Origin of the sequence: Bradyrhizobium sp. sGM-13 (assembly GCF_018398875.1) — a bacterium.
Classification (GTDB): domain Bacteria; phylum Pseudomonadota; class Alphaproteobacteria; order Rhizobiales; family Xanthobacteraceae; genus Bradyrhizobium.
The window spans coordinates 26316-44494 of record NZ_JAGWDK010000012.1 but is presented as its reverse complement, the minus strand read 5'-3'; the positions used below and the strand labels follow the sequence as shown (position 1 = coordinate 44494).

The window sequence follows — 18179 nt, the reverse complement described above, 5'->3', positions numbered from 1 at the left end:
CACGCCGGCCCATCTAGATCTCAAGAGCTCCCATGGCCAGCAGGAGACGCGGCCTGCACTGTCAGATTCCTCGGCGCTCCGGCGAAAGCAGGCTTCTTCACGGCGGGCTCCGGCTCGGGATTCCTGCTACGACATCCGGCCGATTCTTCTCAAGCCAGGCCACAGCCTCTGAGCCGTCAACGATACATTCGAAAGTATTCCAGATCGGGTCCTCCAGAGATTCTGCTTGCAGTCGCTTCGCCGCATACTCAACGAGGTCATGCAAGCGTGCGTATCCCGGGCGGCGTTCGAGAGCTTCCGCAATTGCCGCGCTGGTCCACCCTTTCTGGGCCAGATCGATAATGCTCGGCGCTTCAGCCTCGCTGAACCATGGCGTGGCATCGAACTCCAGACACAGGACATCATCCGCGGTGTGGCAGGTAGCGCGGATCATTGGGGCGCTCTCTGCCGTGCGTGTCCGTTAGCCAAGTCCCCCAGCAAATTGGCTGCCACCGTCAGCTTGGCGAGCGTCAGGCCGCTGGCCGCGATCTCCTCGACCGAGCGGCGGATGCGGATCGCCTCCGGATGAGCCGCCAGCCAGTTTCCGGCGGCCACCCGTCCGGACTCGCCGTTTGCCAGCATGTTGGCGACCAGGCCTCTTTCTGCGGCCGCGATCTGGTCGACGGCGCGATCGATGGCGAGACGTTCGAAATTATCGGTTGCCGGCACACTGCGCGCGGCGGCGATGATGCGATCGAGGCTGAAATCGGCCTCGGCGGCGAAGAAGGTCGTGGCGGCGTCACCGATGGCGCGGTTGGTGCGCTCGGCGACGATCACGATGTCCGGTGCCGACTTCAATGCATCGAGATCGGCAAGCTCGGCAGCAAGGTCTGCCGGTACGCCAGCATCGATCAGGCCCTGCCGCCGCTTGGTGCGGCCAGCCTGCAAGTCCCCCGGCAGGGCCTGGTCGAGCCCGGCGGCGATCTGACGGATTCCGGGGGCGAAGCGCGCGATCACAGCATCCAGACCGGCATTGAAGTCAACATTGCGAACATACCAGACCATGCGGGAGAGCAGGAGATCCTGAAGTGCCGCGTAGAGGCTAAGTTGCAATTGCCCGTCGATGCGGGTGTCAAGTGCGTCGATTGCGGCACTCAGCCGCTTGAGCCCGTAGGATTCATCGACCGCCACATAGGCCATGACGATGGTCGGAATATCGGCGTCGGTCTCGTCGATCAGGCGTACGACACAGGCCGGGCCGCCGCGGTTGATCACGGCATTGGCGAGATTGGTCGCAATGACCTCCCGCCGGAGCCGATGCAACTGCACCGCTGTCGGGAATTTGTCCGGAAGCTCGCGCGGAAAATACTGGGACAGTTCGCGGGCGAGATAAGGATCGTCGGGCACGCTGGTGGCGAGCAGGTCATCGTAGAGCGTCAGCTTGGCGTAAGCGAGCAACACGGCAAGTTCGGGCCGTGTCAAGAGCTGGCCCCGCCTCGAGCGTTCTGCGATCGCCGCATCGTCCGGCAAGAATTCGACAGCGCGGCTAAGCAGGCCGCGCTGCTCGAGCGATTGCATCAGGCGGGTGAGAAAGCCGATCTCGGCCAGACCCTTCCGTTCGGCAAGCGAGAGCGCCAGCGTCTGCAGATAGTTGTTGCGCAGTACCAGCGCGCCGACCTCGTCGGTCATCGCGGCGAGCAGGCTGTTGCGGTCGGCCGGACTGATTAGGCCCTCACGCTCCGGGCGCGCCAGCGCGATCTTGATGTTGACCTCGACGTCAGACGTGTTCACGCCGGCCGAATTGTCGATTGCGTCGGAGTTGAGCTTTACGCCCTTCTGCGCCGCCTCAATGCGGCCGCGCTGGCTGACGCCTAGATTGGCGCCTTCGCCGATCACCCGGGCACGGACATCGGCGCCGGTGATGCGAATCGGATCGTTGGCGCGGTCGCCGGCCTGATCGTCGCTTTCCGCCGACGCGCGAATATAGGTGCCGATGCCGCCAAACCACAGAAGATCCACGCGCGCTTTCAGGATCGCCGTCATCACCTCGAAGGGAGTCGCTTGCGGCTTGTCGAGGTCGAGCAGGGTGCGCAGTTCCGGTGTGAGCGGAATTGCCTTGAGCGAGCGCGAGAACACGCCGCCGCCCGACGAGATCAGCGACTTGTTGTAGTCCTGCCAGCTTGATCGCGGCAGATCGAATAGGCGCTTGCGCTCAGCGTGACTGATCGCCGGATCGGGCGAAGGATCGAGGAAGATGTCGCGGTGATCGAAAGCTGCGACCAGCTTCGTCGCCGGCGAGAGCAGCATGCCGTTGCCGAAGACATCGCCGGACATGTCGCCCACGCCGGCCGCGGTGAACGGCATGGTTTGAATGTCGGTGCCGAGCTCGCGGAAGTGACGCTTGACCGCCTCCCAGGCTCCGCGCGCCGTGATACCCATCTTCTTGTGGTCATAGCCCTGGCTGCCGCCAGAGGCGAAGGCATCGCCCAGCCAATGGTTCTTCTCGGCCGAGATCGCGTTGGCTATGTCTGAGAAGGTGGCGGTGCCCTTGTCGGCGGCGACCACGAGGTAGGGGTCGTCGCCGTCGTGTCGCACGGTAGAGTCCGGCGGCACGATGGTGTCGCCGTCGAGATTGTCGGTGAGCTCGAGCAGCGAGCGAATGAAGATGCGATAGGCTTCGGTGCCTTCCGCCAGCCAAGCCTCGCGATTGGAGGGCGGGGGCAGGCGTTTGGGCACGAAGCCGCCCTTGGCGCCGACCGGCACAATTACGGCGTTCTTGACCTGCTGAGCCTTGACCAGGCCAAGGATCTCGGTGCGGAAATCCTGCGGCCGGTCGGACCAGCGCAGGCCGCCGCGCGCCACCTTGCCAAAGCGTAGATGAATACCCTCGATACGGGGCGAATAGACGAAAATCTCGTAGAGCGGTCGCGGAGCCGGCAGGTCTTCGATCTTGTGTGCGTCGAACTTGAAGGAGATCACTGGACGTGGATGCCCGTCCTCGCCGACCTGCCACAGGTTGGTGCGGATGATTGCCTGCACCAGATTGGTGAACCGGCGCAGGATGCGATCTTCATCGAGCGCGTCGACAGATTTGAGCTGTTCCTCGATCTCCGCAAGCAGGGCAGTCTCACGCGCCGAACGTTCAGCTCCGGTGGCAGCGAGGCGTGGATCGAGGCGGGCCTGGAACAGAGCGACGATGTTGGCGGTGATCGCAACGTTCTTGCGCAGGGTTTCCCACATATAGTCCTGGCTGAACGGCGCGCGGATCTGGTGCAGGTAGTGTGACAGCGCCCTGATCGTCGACACTTCCCGCCAGCTCAGCGCCGTGCGCAGGATCAGCGCGTTATAGCCATCAGATTCGGCGCGATCGCGGATTACCGCCATCATCGAGACTTCGAGGCGGCGATTGAATTCCGGGCTGATCGCAAGCGGCTTGCCGTCGCTGGTCTCGATCGTCATGTCGTGCAGCCACACCGGCGCCGGCCTGGTGGCGGGCACGATCTCATACGTGCGTTCGTTGACCACGCGCAGGCCGTGATTCTCGATCACCGGCACGCGGTAGGATAGCGACAGCGGTGTGGAGTCCGAGAAGACCTTCAAGCCGAAACGCCTGGGATCGTCGTGGCCCTCGTCGCGGTGAACCGAAATCGCCACGGGACGCGCTGGCGTAAGCTTTTCGATAGTGGCGATGTCGGCGATCGCCTGTTCCGCGCTGAAGACCTCGGTATAGCCGCCGGCGAAGGCCTGGGCATAGCGGTTGGCGAGCATGCGCGCGCGCATGCCATCGGTAGACGCGTTAAGTGCGGCTTTCAGCTTGTCGGCCCAGGTCGCGGCAATCGCGCTGATCCCGGCTTCGAGTGTCGCGCGCTCAACGACGGGCGTTTTGCCTTCATAGCGCCCGATGATGTAGTGGACTCGCGCAAGTGATCCTTCGGGGAACGACACGTAGGAGGCGGCCAGGGTCCCCTTGTAGGCCTGCGCCAGGAAATTTGCGACGCGCGTGCGCACGTCTGTGTCGTATTTCTCGCGCGGAATGAAGACGAGGATGGAGACGAACCGATCGAACTTGTCCACCCGTGAAAGCGTCCGAACGCGGGGGCGCTCGTAGAGGATGAGGATCTCCATGACGAATTTGTAGAGGGTGTCGACGTCGACCTGGAACAGCTCGTCACGCGGATATTCTTCGAGAATATGCATGAGGGCCTTGCCCGAATGGCTGTTCGGGTCGAAGCCGGCACGCTGCAGCACTTGCTCCACCTTGTGGCGGACATAGGGGATCTGCCGTGCCGAGCGTGTGTAGGCGCCCGAGGTGAACAGACCGACCAGGCGCAATTCGCCCTCGAGCCGGCCATCGGGCGTGTAGAGCTTGATGCCTACATAGTCCATCTGGATACGGCGATGAACGCGGCTTGAGACATTAGCTTTGATCACGATGAGCAACGTCGGCTCGCGCATGAAGTCGCGAATTTCCGACGTCATCACCACCATTTCGTTGCCGCGGCGCAGGACCTTCACGTCAGGATCGCGCAAGATGCCGAGGCCTTCGCCGGTCGAGATGTCGTCCACGTTATCGGGCGAGAAGCGATATTCGCGCACGCCCAAAAAGGTGAAATTATCCGCGCACAGCCATTGCAGGAACTGGTTGGCTTCGGCGACCTCGTCTATCGGCAGCGGCGGCGGATTGGAAGAGAAGGTCTTGATTGCTTCCTCGACCCGGGCGCGCATGGGTTTCCAGTCGGTGACGCAGGCACGTACGTCATTCAACGTTCTGGTCAGCCCGTCGATCAGCTTCTGGCGGTCGGCTTCGACGTCCATGCGGGCGATGTGAAGATGTATCAGGCTTTCGCGTACGCCCCTTGCTCCCTCCGGTAGTGTATCGCCGTGGAACCGCATGAGCTTGCCTTGCTCGTCGCGCTCCACGGCGATGATCGGGTGAGCAACCAGGGCGACTTCGATGCCCAGCTCAGCGAGCTCCGCCAGGGTGGAATCGAACAGGAAGGGCATGTTGTCGTTGAGAATTTCGAGCACGGAAATCTCGCGGCCGTCCGGCATCATGGGATTGATGACGCGGATATCGGCTCTGCCCGGCGTGCGCCGCTGCACATGGTCCCAGGCCTGCTTCGCCAGGAAGGCCAGCGAGGTGGCGTCGTAGTTGGCGAGATCCTCGCTATTGGTGTGGCCGAACAGTAGCTCGGCAAACGTCCGGGGGGTTTTGCCCAATTGCGCGCTTCCGGCTGCCTCGCGGATCAGGGTTGCCCGGGCCTTGTCGTCTCGCCACGCTTCCATAACGTCCTCCATTTCTCACGCGGTCCGACCGCAGTCGCGATCGTCGGCCTGATTCTGGAGTGCACCTGTTTGAGCGCCGTTCTTTGACCGCGGTTCGATTGCTACCAAATCTCCGGTCTCATGGCTTCGACAATACTATCACCCCGGGGCGGCCAAGGCGCGCAGAGTCTCAGGGGCGCGCGCGGAAATGCCCGCGGTGGCGACGGGACCAAAACGGCTTCGAGAACCGCCGAGCCGTTGGCTGCGCCCGAAAAAATCACAAGCAATTTCAATTGAGTGCGAGTTCGTAGATTTATTTGGAATGGCGCGCCATTTTACGATTTTGCGCGATATCATCGTTACTGATCGGTCGCAAATGCGCTCGAAAGCGCGCCCTCGCTGGACGGCGCGTCGCGCTCCGCGACGCGAGAGAGCGCCATCCCGATCGAGCCGCGCATGTCAAAGCGACGCCGAGTCGCGTGAGTCCGGCTCAGAGAGCGCTGGCTCCGAAGGCGTAGTGCCAAATCGCTGGCACGCGCAACATTACCGATTGGATCGCGCAGCGGGCCTTGGATTCATAGTGCTGCAGCGAAACAATAGTGCCCATCTTGATCGGAGTCTGTCGCCCGGTCTCAGAAGCCGCCGTCCGTTCACATCGCGAGGTGTAGCGCGAGCGCGGGCATTCAGGCGCACTTCAAAACCAGTTGCGATATGAAATCAGTCGAGCTAGCCTACAACCGATTGCATAGCGCAATCAGAACCGCGTGCCGCGTAGAGAAAGGAAGTGGTATGGCCAAGCTCGTGTTCGGAATGAACCAGTCCCTGGACGGCTACGTCGACCATATGGCGTTTGCGCCAAGCCCCACGCTCTTCCGCCACTTCATCGAGGAGGCTCAGGGGCAGGCGGGCAGCGTGTACGGTCGCCAAATGTATGAGATCATGCGTTACTGGGACGACGACCATCCTGAGTGGAATGCAGAGGAACACGCCTTCGCGGCGGCGTGGCGGAAGCAGTCGAAATGGGTCGTCTCGCGCTCGTTGAAGTCGGTCGGCCCCAACGCCAGGCTTGTTGAGGATGATCTTGAGGGCGCAATCCGCAAGCTGAAGGCCGAGCGCGACGGGGAGATCGAAGTTGCTGGCCCGGACTTGGCGCGAAGCCTCACCGAACTTGGCCTGATCGATGAGTATCGAATCTACCTGCACCCTGTCGTGCTTGGCCACGGTAAGCCATATTTCGCCGGACCCCGGCCGCCGCTCCGCCTGGTGACTAATGATCGGATTGGCGAGGATGTGATCAGGTTGACCTACGTTCCTGCTTAATCTCGCGATTCGCCGGATGGAAATCGCAGCGATCTGCGCTCGCTAGTGGCGCTAGCGAAGTAGGAACGGCAGATTGTATTCGTCGTGTCTATCCGGCGTGGCGCGCCATTTCGGAATACGCGATCGCAGCCATAATCGGCCGCTTTCTTCGATTGAACCCGATCGTCACCGTGATCTCGTACTACGCCGGTATACCTCCAGCAGACCGCGAATCGTCAGGTCGGGATCGAAGTGATCTATCGCCTTGGTGGCGTCGTGGAACAACGATGCGACACCGCCGGTGGCGACGACCGTCATTGCTTCGTTCCGCTCAGCCTTGATGCGAGCAATCATTCCTTCGATAAGCGCGACGTGACCCCAGAAAATACCGGACTGCATGGCGCTAACTGTGTCATCGCCTACCACCCGTCGTGGCTTTTGCAGCGCAATTCTGGGAAGCTTCGCGGCGGCTGCATGCAGGGCCTCCATCGACAGGTGGACGCCTGGCGCGATCACACCTCCCTCGAAGCCGCCATCACTCCCGATCACGTCAAGCGTGATGGCGGTCCCGCTGTCGACAATGATCAATGGCCCGGAATAGAGCTTGAGCGCGCCGAGCGCATTGACCAGACGGTCCGATCCGACCTCCGAGGGCTTCTTGGTCCGCACCTCGATGCCCAGCTCGGTATTCTCACCAATGATCAACGGCTCGGCGTGCAAGTAACGACGCGACAGGTTTCGCAGGTTGAAGATTGACTGCGGCACTACGCTCGATATCACACAGGCATTCAAAAGGCTGAGCTCAAGTTTGTGCATCGCCATCAGTTGCGACAGCCACACGGCGTATTCATCGGCTGTACGGCTAGGCTCGGTAGCCGATCGCCATTGGGCGATCCAATGGTCGCCGTCGTGAACCGCGAATAGGCTGTTGGTGTTTCCCTGCTCAATTGCTAGAAGCATTGATCAAGCCCTGCGTTACAGCTTCACATTATCTGGGCGCTGCGCTACGGCGAAGCAATAGTGCCCATCAAGAGCCTGCCATTTCCTGCGCCCCGCCGAGCAGCGTGACGTTTAGTCTGCCGCCAGTGAACAACATGTCGTCCAGCGCTTCGCTGATGTCGCCGGATTCCACCGTCGAACCGTCATCCCGAAAAATGCTCGCTTGCGCGATACGCCGCATCAATTCCTTGATGAACGCGGCGCTGACACCCTTCGTGCGGTTCACGATCTCATCAATGATGGACTGATCCATCGGCAGGTCCTTGCCATAGAGCTGAACAAGCTTGCTGCGGCCGATGCCGTCGGGCAGCGGCACTTCGATCGCCTGGTCGATGCGACCGGGCCGGCCGGCCAGCGCGCCTTCAAGCTGCTCCGGCCGGTTGGTGGTGAGGACGAACAGGATATCGGAGTCCTCCTTCAGCCCGTCCATTTCGTTGAGCAGCTTGTTGAGCAGCGGCTCTTCACACGATCCCATCTCTTCGCGATCGCGGGCGATGAGGTCGACGTCCTCGATCACTACCATCGTCGGCTGCAACAGGCGCGCCAGCTTCATATATGCGCCGAGCAACCCCACTTGCTCGGCCGTGATGATCAACGTCGTATGTCCGGGCAAATTGGTCGCAAGGTAACGGATCGTGTGCGTCTTGCCGGTGCCCGGCGGGCCGTAAAGCAGGATGCCCTTGCGGGTCGATTGGCCCAGCTTGCGAAGCGCCGCGCGATTGCCGATAAAGCCCATGACGTTGCGATCGAGCAGCTTCAGCGTCTGTTCGGGCAAGATGACTTCCTCACGTCCGACTGCCGGCAGCCGGTGCACCATGATCCCGCTCGACCGTCCGCGATAGTCGGATCCACCTTCGAGCGAAAGGATCTTGCCGCGATAGGAACGCGCGGCGTGCACTGCCTCTTCAAGCTCGGCGAACGCACGTTGCACCAGTGCGTCGCCGGCGGCGCCGGCCGGCACGGCGATCTCGATGCGTATCGCAGCCTCATGCTGGTATTCACGATGAAACGATAGCAGCACGGCGTAGCGGAGCTCGCCGGCCCTGCACAGCCACAGTCCGTTATGCAGGCATTTCACCGGCTGCGCTTCACCGATCTCGACGTCGCGGTACTGCGGCGGCGCAAGCGCGGGTGCGTTCCGGCCATCCTTCATCAGGGCAGCAAATACCAGCGTCTCATAGCGATACTCCTCGTGAATGCCGAAGAAGTGCAGCGGCGAGGCGAGCAACTGGTCGACCGCGACCTGGACGTCGGCGAGCATATGGCCTGGAAACTGCCGCGCTCTCGTCACCAACTGGTTTCGCGGGATTCCGGCAAAGTGCCAGTCAAGCGCGAGCCAGGCGTATTTGAACTCGTCTCCAGGCACGGCCTCCGATGCGCGCCTGACAGCAAGCAGGCAACTATTGCAGAGGCACGCTGTCCTGCCGGCGAGCAGGATTTCACTGCCAGTCGCCGGTGCTCCGCAAAGATCGCATGCGTCTTTCGTGGTCGCGGTTTCGCTGGTGATCAGCAAACCATGACCGGCGGCGCTGATGCTTTGCCGTGCCGAATCCAGAAGTGCCTTGGCGACCGGGCCCGGGTAGGGGCCGCAGGCCACCTTCTCTTCGTTCTCGATCAGCGCGGTGAATGCGATCGCTTCCCGTTCCGACTTGCCGAAGACGTTGCGAAGGAGCTGCCGGACGAATTCGACCGGCGTATCGTCGTCATTATGAATAAAGAGCGTGATCGACCCGGCGTCGGTGCAAATGTCATGCATGAAAGGAAAGACCTCGTACGCGTTGTCCAAAGAACAAAAAGAGAACATAGCCGGCGAGCCGCGTCAAGCGGTCAGAGAACCGCCACGGATGCATCGGGCGTCAAGAGCGGGATCGCCGCCTCTGGATTCAAGGCAGAAGAAAGTCGTCCCGCGCCCTGAAACGGCCTTGGGATAAACTCGCAGGCGTTCTCTTAGGGAAGTTGCGCAGGTCTCTCTTGTGTTCGCCTGATGAACTCCATCATGAGGGAGAGCGCTGGTCCGGCGTGCGTCTCGAGCAGCTTGTGGCCGGCGTCGAGAACATGGGCTTCCATCCTCGGCAGCGCCCGCATCCATGACAGGATCTCGGCAAGATCAAAGAAGGGATCGTGACGTGCCCAGACCATCAGCGCAGGCGGCTGCCAGCGCTCGAGATATTGGGCGATTTCGTCGAACCGGGCGACGTAGTGCCCATAGTCCCTGACGAGCGCGCGCTGCGTGTCCATCCGGCCGGGCAATTGCATCACCCGCCAGTCCTCCTGCCAGATTTCGGCCGGGATTCGAGCCGCCACGTCCGGCGGCATCCCGCCGAGATATCCGTTGCGCACGCCCTCGAATGTCAGATGCGCGGTCGCAGCCGCCTCGTTCTCTGGGTTTGGATTCGACCAGTAAGCCATCACCGGGGCCCATTGCGACCCGAGCCCGGTTCGATGAGCGTTGGCGTTCTGGATGATAAGGCCCTGGACTTGTCCCGGCGCTTGCATGGCGATGTGAAACCCCGCCGGCGCACCGAAATCGTGAAGGTAGATGTAGCGCGATCCGATCGCGAGCCGGTCCAGGAGCTCCGAGATTGCCTGACCGAAGGTGCGAAACGAGACCGTCGGCAAGACGTCAGACTCGCCAAAGCCAGGCAGATCGGGCGCGATCACGTATGTGGCCTGCGACAGCGCGGGCACGACCTCACGAAAATAGCCTGCCGAGCCCGGAAAGCCGTGCAGGAGCAACACCGCGGGCTTGGATGCCTCACCTGCCGTGATGAAGGACAACTCCGTACCGCCGGAGAGGCGAAGTCGTTGCCGATTCGCCGGGTTCATGCCAGAACTCCTCTCCTTGACCGATTAATCACTCGCAAGCGGCGCGACAGGAGCGGAGCGCTACAGCTCCCGGTCGTCGCGATGATCGGCGAGCCCGCTCGTCACGCGTAGGGTGACTTCCTTCATGTCCATGTCGACGCCGCTGCCAGCCTGGCGCTCCAGCCCGTAGACCTCTTCGGGGAAGTTCATTTCGCGCAGGATGGCGTTGATCTCCTCGTGCTTGTCGGGCGGGAACATCTGGGCGGGATTGCCGACCGCCACCCATTTGATCGGGACAAGCGAGCTCGGCGGCAGCACGCTGCGCACGTGGACCACGCCGTCGATGCGAACTTCGGTGCGCCGCCTGATGACCGCGCCTTGATAGATTTTGACGCCCGTCGCCAGAAAGCACTCGTCCTCGACGATGCAGCCCTTGAGCGAAGACAGCGGCCCGATCAGGACATGGTCGCCGATCTCGACGGCGTTCCGGCTCGTGCTGCGGATGTTGAGGTTCTCGCGCACGACGCACTCGGCGCCGATCCGAACCGGCGCGCCATGCGCCTCGATCACTGCCCCGAACGAGACGTGCGTGCGTGGACCGATCGTCACATCACCGCAGATCACCGCCGTCGGGGCCACATAGGCGGTCGGATCGATGTTCGGCCGCTTGTTCTGATGCTCGATAAGCATAGGGCGGACTCCTCTCTGGAAGAGCCAACAGAGGAGACCCCGTGCGAGTTCCGCGGCGCTGAGGTTGTCACCTGCCTGCGCAATTGCCGCATCAAGCCGCCGAAAGCCCGATGAGCCAAGCTTCATCGGGGAAGCGAGCTACTCGCAAGACGTCCCGCATTTTCTCACGAAGTAAGGCGCGAGATACCCCCCGGTTCTGCGCTCCGTGCTACCGCGCCCGGGAAGAATGCTGTGAGCTACGCTCCGACGCCTAGTTCGCAGCGTCCTTGATCGCGGCTTCGAAGGTCTGGGTGTCGAAGGCCGGCATACTTTGGATCCGGCCTAGACCTTGCGTCGCGTACCAGACGGAGAACGCGAGCATCGCCGCCTCATTCGGGGCGTCGACGATGTCGACGAAATCATAGTAGCCCTGCGTGTAGTGGATCGACTCGACCTTGATGCCTAGCTTGTCGAGTTTCGTCTTGGCTTTGCCGATCCGCTCCGATTGCTTGCTTGCCCACTCCGGGCTCAAATTGCCAAGCAGCACATATTTCATGGCCACCTCCACGAGAGGTTGATCATTTGCGCGAAGGACAACGCAATTATACGCCTTCCCACGACCCATGCCCATGCCGATTTGCGGAGCGGGAATGGCGAGGCACAGGTTCCCCTGGCGCTGGTCCTGGCCGACAAGCCCTATAGCCAGCGCCGTACCCGCGCGCAGTAGCGGCGATAGACGTCCCCGAACTTGCGCTCGAGGTAGGCTTCCTCGCGGGCGATCACACCGTAGCGGATGACAAGCGCGAAGGGCACCAGCGTCATCAACAGCCAGAGGCTGTTGAAGGCAATGGCCAAGCCGATCAGCCCCAGCACCATGCCGAGATAGATGGGGTTGCGCGTGAAGCGGTAGGGGCCGGCCTCCACGATGGTCGTGGTCGGCAGGTTGGTGGGTACGTTCGAGCCAGCCCGGGTCATGGTAGAGATCGCCCACGCGACGAGCGCCAGCGCGAGGGCAAACACCGTCGCGCCCTGCCAGCCTGCAGGCAGCGCGGCCGGCAAGAACGGCAAGGGCATGAGCCAGTTGAGCGCGAGCCCGGCAAGCACCGCGAGCGCCCACGCGATCGGCGGCCGGACAATGACGCCAGCGTTATCTGCTATGTCAGCCATAACGGGACCGGTGAAACAGGGCTTGATCTGGCTGAAGGCTGTTTGCAAGCATAGCACAAAATCGCAGGCAGCACCGGGAAGCGAACGGTGTGGGAAGCGGAATTCAGATGATGCCGTGTTCCTTCAGAACGGCTTGCTCGTCCCCTGATACCCATCCAAAGATCCTTGGTGTGTCTTCGAGCTGCTGCACCAGATAATGGACCTCAAAATCAATAGAAACATCCGGTTCGCTGCCACGGTCGTAGATGGCGGTCCAAGCGACATGCGCCAGGCAATGGTGCTCGTCGATCGGTGCGATGCGGACATTGCGAAGTCGCATATCCTTCGTACCGATCCGGCGATAATTTTAAAACCCCTGTTGCATCATCTGCTTCAGGTGTTCGTCATTCCGGCCGACACTGACGCCGGCCGGAGAGGCCGCAACGAACGCAGTGGCGTATGAGGACACCACTTCGTCCATATCCACTTGATCCCGAAGCGCCGTTCGGAACAGGTTCTCATAGTGCTCAAACAAGTCCTTTACGTTCTTCTCCATAAGGTGCCGCCTCCTCACTATGGCTCTCGGGCTCAAGGTATTCTGCGCGAGGTGGTCTAGTGTGGTCTAGTAAGGCTGATCTGGTTCGGCCGTCCAAACATGTTCAGAATGCTGTGAGGGGTAGATGGAAAAGCTGGATCTAAAGAAGGTGAGGAAGCCACTCTTCACCGCTCCCCTCAACCGCTTCGTGACGATCGATGTGCCGCCGGTTTCCTACCTTATGGTAGATGGTCATGGTGACCCGAACACAGCCCAAGCTTATAGGCTTGCCGTCGAAAGCCTCTACGCGACGGCCTTTACGATCAAATTCTCGTGCAAGGCAAACGGGAAAGACTTCGTCGTGATGCCATTGGAGGGACTTTGGTCAGCTCCCGACCCTGAGAGCTTCTCCGCACGGCGTAAGGACGAATGGGAGTGGACCATGATGATCATGGTGCCGGACTATGTGGATGACGAGGCCTTCCTTGCTGCCAGGATCAAGGCGCGAGAGAAGCTCGGCACGCTTCCTGACAGTCTGAGGCTCGAAAGCCTGGAGGAAGGTCTCTGCCTCCAGGCATTGCACGTGGGCAGCTACGACGACGAAGGACCGCTGCTCGCGAGGTTGCACGGGGAGATTATGCCTTCCGGCGGCTACGACTTCGCCGGTCGGCATCATGAGGTCTATCTGAGCGACCCTCGCAAGACGGCGCCTGAAAAGCTCAAGACCGTGATCCGCCAACCCGTGCGGCAGAACTGAAAGTGGAGCTTGATCAGCACGTCAAGCGCCACAGAGGCCGGCTATGAAACTTGCAGCTAGTTGGCGGCGCGAATGCCCCGCTCACGTATGATTGCGCCGAACCGCTCGGCGTCTTTGCGGGACTTCTCCTTGAACTCTTCCGGAGACATCGGAGCGGCTATGTTTCCGAGGGTCGCGATACGCCCGTTCAACGCGGCGGTTGCAAGCGATCGATTAACTTCCTTGTTCACACGCGCGACAACGTCGGGTGATGTTCCGGCTGGCGCGTAGATGCCGAATACGGCATCCGCATCAAAGCCGGTCAGGCCGAGCTCGTCTAGCGTGGGTACATTCGGAAGTTGGGGCGATCGTTGCGGGCTTCCGATCGCAAGGGCACGCAGCTTGCCGGCTTTCACGTGCTCGATGGCGATGCCGGGATCGAACAGGAAGTCGAGCTGCCCCCCGAGGAGGTCATTGAGCGCAGGCGCTGCGCCGCGGTACGGCACGTGCACTGCGCTTGTGCCGGTCATTTTTTTCAACATTTCTGCCGCAAGATGGGGAGAGCTGCCGATACCGGGCGATCCAAAATTCCGCTTTTCCGGATTGGCCTTCAGGTCAGCGATGAATTCCTTGAAATCCCGCACCGGGCTGTCCGCCCGAATGACGAGATAGAAGGGCACGCGTGCAACGGAGGCGACGGGGATGATGTCTTTCGTGGGGTCGAATGACATCTTGGCATACAGATGCGGATTGATCGCCACCATCCCGCCTGAAGACATCAGCAGGGTGTAGCCATCCGGCGCCGACCTCGCCACGAATTCTCCGCCTAGATTTCCGCCAGCGCCTCCCCTGTTTTCGATTACGACCGACTGACCGAAAGCTTCGCCGAGAGGTTGACCGACAAGGCGCGCGAGCTGATCTGCTGCTCCTCCCGCGGGAAAGTTGACAATGAGGCGAATGGACTGGGTGGGCCAAGTCTGTGCCTGCGAAGTCTGTGTCAGCGAAGTGGATATCAGGCCCGCGGTGAGGGCGATCGCGACCACAATGGCTCTCATGATTATCTCCCTGGCTCGTACTATTTGAAGAAATAGAGATGGATCGCTCGTTCCATCCGCGGCATCCCGTTTCGCATATGAAAGCGAGCGGGCGGGTAAATCACTTTCAACCGGCGAGGAAATCGCCGATCGCCACGACACAGGCTGGGTCTTCCTGCATGGCGAAGTGCCCAACGCCGGGCACGATATGAATGCGGGCTCTTGGAATCGCGCTTGCCCAGAGTTCCGCCTGACTGGCAAGTGCGACCCTGTCCCTGTCGCCCCACACGATGAGCGTTTCGTTGGGAATCCGGCTTAACCACCGACCGAGATTTGGGTGTCCCATGCCGTGGGCCTTCCGGATGTTGCTCAGCGCCTGGCCTTCCCTTTCCCTTGCCGCAATGAACTGCTCCGGCGATGGTGCAAGCGAGCCTCCGGGAAAGTATCGGGCTGCAACTTCCGTTCGATGCGCCAGGTAGCCAGGCAAATCTTGCGGAGCGACTTTGGTGGGATCGGCGCCGCGATGGTCAGGGTGGTTGAGCCCGGCAGGCGCGTTCAGCACCAGACGAGCAAAGCGTTCGCCGGCGACCACCGCCATTTCTGCCGCCATCCAGCCCCCCATGGAATGGCCCACGAGGTGCGGCCGACCCAGCCCCAATCCTGCGATGAGCCGCAGATTATGGACGATCAAATTCTGCATCCCGCAGATATGCGGCGCAGGTCCGCTTTCGCCGAAGCCGGGGTGGAATGGCAGATAGACCCGAAACCTGTCGGCCAGACCGCGCGCCCAATCTTGCCCCTCGATCGTTGCCGCTCCGTGGAGCGCGAGCACGGCCGGACCCCTTCCGATGACTTTTATGACCGTGTCCACGGCATCGATCTTGAGCTTTATCGTTTCGAATACCACGTCAAACTCCTTCCTGGCCGAGAGCTGGCGCTACGGTTGGACCATCGTGTCTGTCGAAAAGGAGTGCGCTGCCAATCTGCCGCGAGATCGCATGCGCACGAAATCGATCACCTGCTGCCCCACCGTCTCAAGCTGGCGTCTGGTTGCCGCATCGGTGCAATTTCCCTCGGCGTCGAACAGCGCACCGGATGTGTTCAACATGGCACCAAGCGGCGTTGGCCAACCTCTGAGGGAATGAGCAATGGTTCGAAGCGCGGCCAATGTTTGTCCAACGGCCTGCCAGCCGCCAGCACAGGCGATGCAGCCAACGGGAATTCCATCCAGGTAGGCGCGTGTATCCGTTCTGAGTTCTTCCGCGTAGTCGAGCGCGTTCTTTATCAGTCCAGATATCGATCCGTGGTAGGCAGGCGACGAGATGATAATGCCGTGGCATTCACGAAGCGCGGCCAGGAGACGCGAAGCCTGATCGGACTGTTGCTGCCCAGGCATATACATCGGCAGAAGCAGTTCTGCGCCGGAGAGAAGAAGGGTCCTTGCGCCTTCATCCTCGGCGGCCCTGAGGCTGATCACGAGCGCGCGTTCGGACGATGACCCGCGCCGCGGGGTTCCGCCTATTCCGAGAATAAGAGGCTTATCCTGAATCATGCTTCGCTCCAGTTGTTGTGCCGCAAGCCCGCAATGCTCGGCTCGCAATCGGGCTCACCAACCTATCTGCGCGCGTCGCAATTGGGGGATTACCTCCTTGCCGAAGAGAGCGAGTGTTTCCCGGCGGCGCGGCGTAAAGCTCCTTCCGAGCATCGCGAGAAAATGGCCTGCGCCGCATTTGCGGCATTGATCGATGATTTGTTCAGCGACCTGCGCCGGCGTGCCGGCGATGTAGTCGTCGTCATGCAGTGAAAAGCCGGCTCCAGCCCTCGGCGCATCGAGCAATGAGGATGTGCCTTGGACAACGCGCGGATCGCCCGCCACAACTTTCAGAGTCGCTGCCTTCGCGGCATGAGATTCTTCGCGCGCCTCAGCCGCATCGTATGAAATGGAGACATTGCGCCGGATTGCGAGCTGATCGGGCCCTGCCGGAAATCCCAACCGGGCAGACTCCTTCCGATACACGTCAAAAATTTCGGATATGCGCGCGCCGGATTCGAAGCCGGTGCAGATTTTGGATCGCCTTTGAGCGGATTTCTGCGCGGATCCGGTACTTACAACCGTTGTCCATTTTGGCGGAGACGGCTGCAGGAAGACGTTCGGCATCAGGCTGAGGTTTTCGAATTTCCAATACTTCCCGCTGTGGCTGATGACGTGGTTCGAGAGGGCGGCATCGAGTATCTCCAAAGCCTCGTTGAACCGCTCGCGGGCCTCCTCGATCCCTAAGCCTATCCGCGCGAGTTCCTGCGGGACGCCGGCTGCAAAGCCGATCTCGAGGCGTCCCTTCGTCAGGTGATCGAGCATCGTCAGTTCTTCGATGATGCGCCATGGCTCATAGAGCGGCACGACCACTCCCATCGTTCCCAGCCGCAGCCGGGTCGACTGGCGAGAAATAGCTGCGATCAACAGGTTGGGAGAGGGGCTATAAGAGTGACCGAAGTGATGTTCGCTAAAGAATATTCCTTCGAACCCCAGCTTCTCGACTTCGAGCCAATGCGCGTAGCCTTCGTCGAACACGGCAGTCACGGTACTGGGCAGGGTCTCCCCGTCGCCCAGATTCGGTGCCTGCATGAATTCAAAGATCCATGGCTTGATCAAAGCGTTTCTCCCAATGCACGACTTATTTCTTGATTGCGTCCTGAGTACATGGGACCTTTAAATTCGAAAAATCGATTATATTGATCTGTGATATTTGAAAGATGGATGTAAGCCGATGCGCCTCGAAGGCCTGGACCTCAATCTCCTGATTGCGCTTGATGCGATCCTCGAAGAGCGCAGCGTCATGGGAGCCAGTCGACGCCTTCATCTCAGCCAGCCGGCGATGAGCGCCGCTGTTGGCAGATTGCGTCAGTATTTCAACGACGAGATTTTCACGATTTCACAGCGAAAGCTGGTGCCGACGCCGCTGGCGCAATCGCTGGAAAGACCAACGCGGGACATCCTGCTGCGAATCCGGGCCAATCTGATCTCGCCGCCGAAATTCGACCCGGCGAGTTCTGAGCGGCGTTTCCGGCTGGTCGTTTCCGATTATGCGAGCATCGTATTGATGCACGCCGTCATGAAGCGGGTTTATCGCGCCGCACCGCGGGTTTGCCTTGAAATTCTTCCCTTCGGTGATCGGGTCGATGACCAGCTTCAGCGAGGGGAGGTCGATTTCGTCGTGATCCCCGATACAAATCTCATTGATGGCCATCCCAGCCAGCATTTGTTCGCGGACGAGTTCTGCTGCGTCGCCTGGCGCGGAAGCCGCGAGATCGGGCGCTCGATCTCGCTTGGCCGCTATCTTCAGCTTGGACACATAACAGCTCAGCTCGGGCCCATTCACGGAGTATCCTTCGATGAACGCGCCCTCGTGCAGTTAGGTTATAAACGCCGCATCGAGGTCATTGCCCCGAACTTTACCGCGATGGCTGCCATGGTGATCGGAACGGACCGCATCGCGACGATGCATCATCGCCTCGCTGTAATTTTCGCGCGAAACTTTCCGCTGAAGCTGCTGCGTGCGCCGGTCCGCATCCCCGCATTTCGAGAAGCCCTACAGTGGCCGGCGTCCTTTCACCTGGATCCCGCACTTGCTTGGTTGCGCGAGATCATTACCGACGTTGCGTCCGAGGTTGACGGGACTCCGGCCAAGCAAATGAAGGTCGGATGAAAGGCGGG

General features: G+C 60.9%; 17 protein-coding genes. 3 read left to right on the top strand and 14 right to left on the bottom strand.

Going from position 1 to position 18179, the window contains the following annotated elements:
- Positions 1-97: 97 nt before the first annotated feature.
- Positions 98-433 carry a hypothetical protein gene (locus KJQ96_RS19635; protein WP_213288208.1) on the bottom strand — a complete coding sequence of 112 codons (336 nt, stop codon included), beginning with the start codon at positions 431-433 and terminating at the stop codon, positions 98-100.
- Positions 430-5277, bottom strand: coding sequence for an NAD-glutamate dehydrogenase (locus KJQ96_RS19630; RefSeq protein ID WP_213288207.1), 4848 nt, complete (start codon positions 5275-5277; stop codon positions 430-432). Before KJQ96_RS19630 ends, KJQ96_RS19635 begins: the two co-directional genes overlap by 4 nt.
- A gap of 756 nt (positions 5278-6033) precedes the next feature.
- Here KJQ96_RS19630 and KJQ96_RS19625 point away from each other — a divergent pair.
- Positions 6034-6564: a dihydrofolate reductase family protein gene (locus KJQ96_RS19625; protein ID WP_213288206.1), complete on the top strand. Its 531-nt coding sequence runs from the start codon at positions 6034-6036 to the stop codon at positions 6562-6564.
- Between the two features lie 165 nt (positions 6565-6729).
- Here the strand turns inward: KJQ96_RS19625 and KJQ96_RS19620 are convergent, their stop codons facing one another.
- From KJQ96_RS19620 to KJQ96_RS42050, 8 genes are all read right to left on the bottom strand, one after another.
- Positions 6730-7503: a type III pantothenate kinase gene (locus KJQ96_RS19620; protein WP_213288205.1), complete on the bottom strand. Its 774-nt coding sequence runs from the start codon at positions 7501-7503 to the stop codon at positions 6730-6732.
- Positions 7504-7570: 67 nt separating this feature from the next.
- On the bottom strand, positions 7571-9298 hold the full coding sequence (locus tag KJQ96_RS19615; RefSeq protein ID WP_213288204.1) for an ATP-dependent Clp protease adaptor ClpS: 1728 nt from the start codon (positions 9296-9298) through the stop codon (positions 7571-7573).
- A gap of 191 nt (positions 9299-9489) precedes the next feature.
- A complete protein-coding gene (locus KJQ96_RS19610) occupies positions 9490-10368 on the bottom strand; it encodes an alpha/beta fold hydrolase (protein ID WP_213288203.1) in 879 nt (292 codons plus the stop codon).
- Between the two features lie 60 nt (positions 10369-10428).
- On the bottom strand, positions 10429-11037 hold the full coding sequence (locus KJQ96_RS19605; protein WP_213288202.1) for a gamma carbonic anhydrase family protein: 609 nt from the start codon (positions 11035-11037) through the stop codon (positions 10429-10431).
- 250 nt (positions 11038-11287) lie between these two features.
- The gene (locus tag KJQ96_RS19600; RefSeq protein ID WP_213288201.1) at positions 11288-11572 is read right to left on the bottom strand and encodes a GYD domain-containing protein; all 285 of its coding nucleotides are present in this window, start codon (positions 11570-11572) and stop codon (positions 11288-11290) included.
- Positions 11573-11712: 140 nt separating this feature from the next.
- Positions 11713-12231 (bottom strand): isoprenylcysteine carboxylmethyltransferase family protein, encoded by a 519-nt coding sequence (locus tag KJQ96_RS19595; protein ID WP_249734244.1) that lies wholly within the window; start codon positions 12229-12231, stop codon positions 11713-11715.
- Positions 12232-12286: 55 nt separating this feature from the next.
- Positions 12287-12502: a hypothetical protein gene (locus tag KJQ96_RS42055; RefSeq protein WP_375293186.1), complete on the bottom strand. Its 216-nt coding sequence runs from the start codon at positions 12500-12502 to the stop codon at positions 12287-12289.
- A 27-nt stretch (positions 12503-12529) separates the two neighbouring features.
- Positions 12530-12718 carry a hypothetical protein gene (locus KJQ96_RS42050; protein WP_375293185.1) on the bottom strand — a complete coding sequence of 63 codons (189 nt, stop codon included), beginning with the start codon at positions 12716-12718 and terminating at the stop codon, positions 12530-12532.
- A gap of 124 nt (positions 12719-12842) precedes the next feature.
- On the opposite strand from KJQ96_RS42050, the gene KJQ96_RS19585 reads away from it, so the two are divergent.
- Positions 12843-13454 (top strand): GyrI-like domain-containing protein, encoded by a 612-nt coding sequence (locus KJQ96_RS19585; RefSeq protein ID WP_213288200.1) that lies wholly within the window; start codon positions 12843-12845, stop codon positions 13452-13454.
- Positions 13455-13510: 56 nt separating this feature from the next.
- Here KJQ96_RS19585 and KJQ96_RS19580 read toward each other — a convergent pair whose 3' ends face one another.
- From KJQ96_RS19580 to KJQ96_RS19565, 4 genes are all read right to left on the bottom strand, one after another.
- Positions 13511-14476 carry a tripartite tricarboxylate transporter substrate binding protein gene (locus tag KJQ96_RS19580; protein WP_213288199.1) on the bottom strand — a complete coding sequence of 322 codons (966 nt, stop codon included), beginning with the start codon at positions 14474-14476 and terminating at the stop codon, positions 13511-13513.
- Between the two features lie 118 nt (positions 14477-14594).
- Positions 14595-15374 (bottom strand): alpha/beta fold hydrolase, encoded by a 780-nt coding sequence (locus KJQ96_RS19575; RefSeq protein WP_213288198.1) that lies wholly within the window; start codon positions 15372-15374, stop codon positions 14595-14597.
- Positions 15375-15404: 30 nt separating this feature from the next.
- Positions 15405-16019, bottom strand: coding sequence for an NADPH-dependent FMN reductase (locus tag KJQ96_RS19570; RefSeq protein WP_213288197.1), 615 nt, complete (start codon positions 16017-16019; stop codon positions 15405-15407).
- 54 nt (positions 16020-16073) lie between these two features.
- On the bottom strand, positions 16074-17117 hold the full coding sequence (locus KJQ96_RS19565) for an LLM class flavin-dependent oxidoreductase (protein ID WP_213288196.1): 1044 nt from the start codon (positions 17115-17117) through the stop codon (positions 16074-16076).
- A 115-nt stretch (positions 17118-17232) separates the two neighbouring features.
- On the opposite strand from KJQ96_RS19565, the gene KJQ96_RS19560 reads away from it, so the two are divergent.
- Positions 17233-18171 (top strand): LysR family transcriptional regulator, encoded by a 939-nt coding sequence (locus KJQ96_RS19560; RefSeq protein ID WP_213288195.1) that lies wholly within the window; start codon positions 17233-17235, stop codon positions 18169-18171.
- Positions 18172-18179 lie beyond the last annotated feature (8 nt).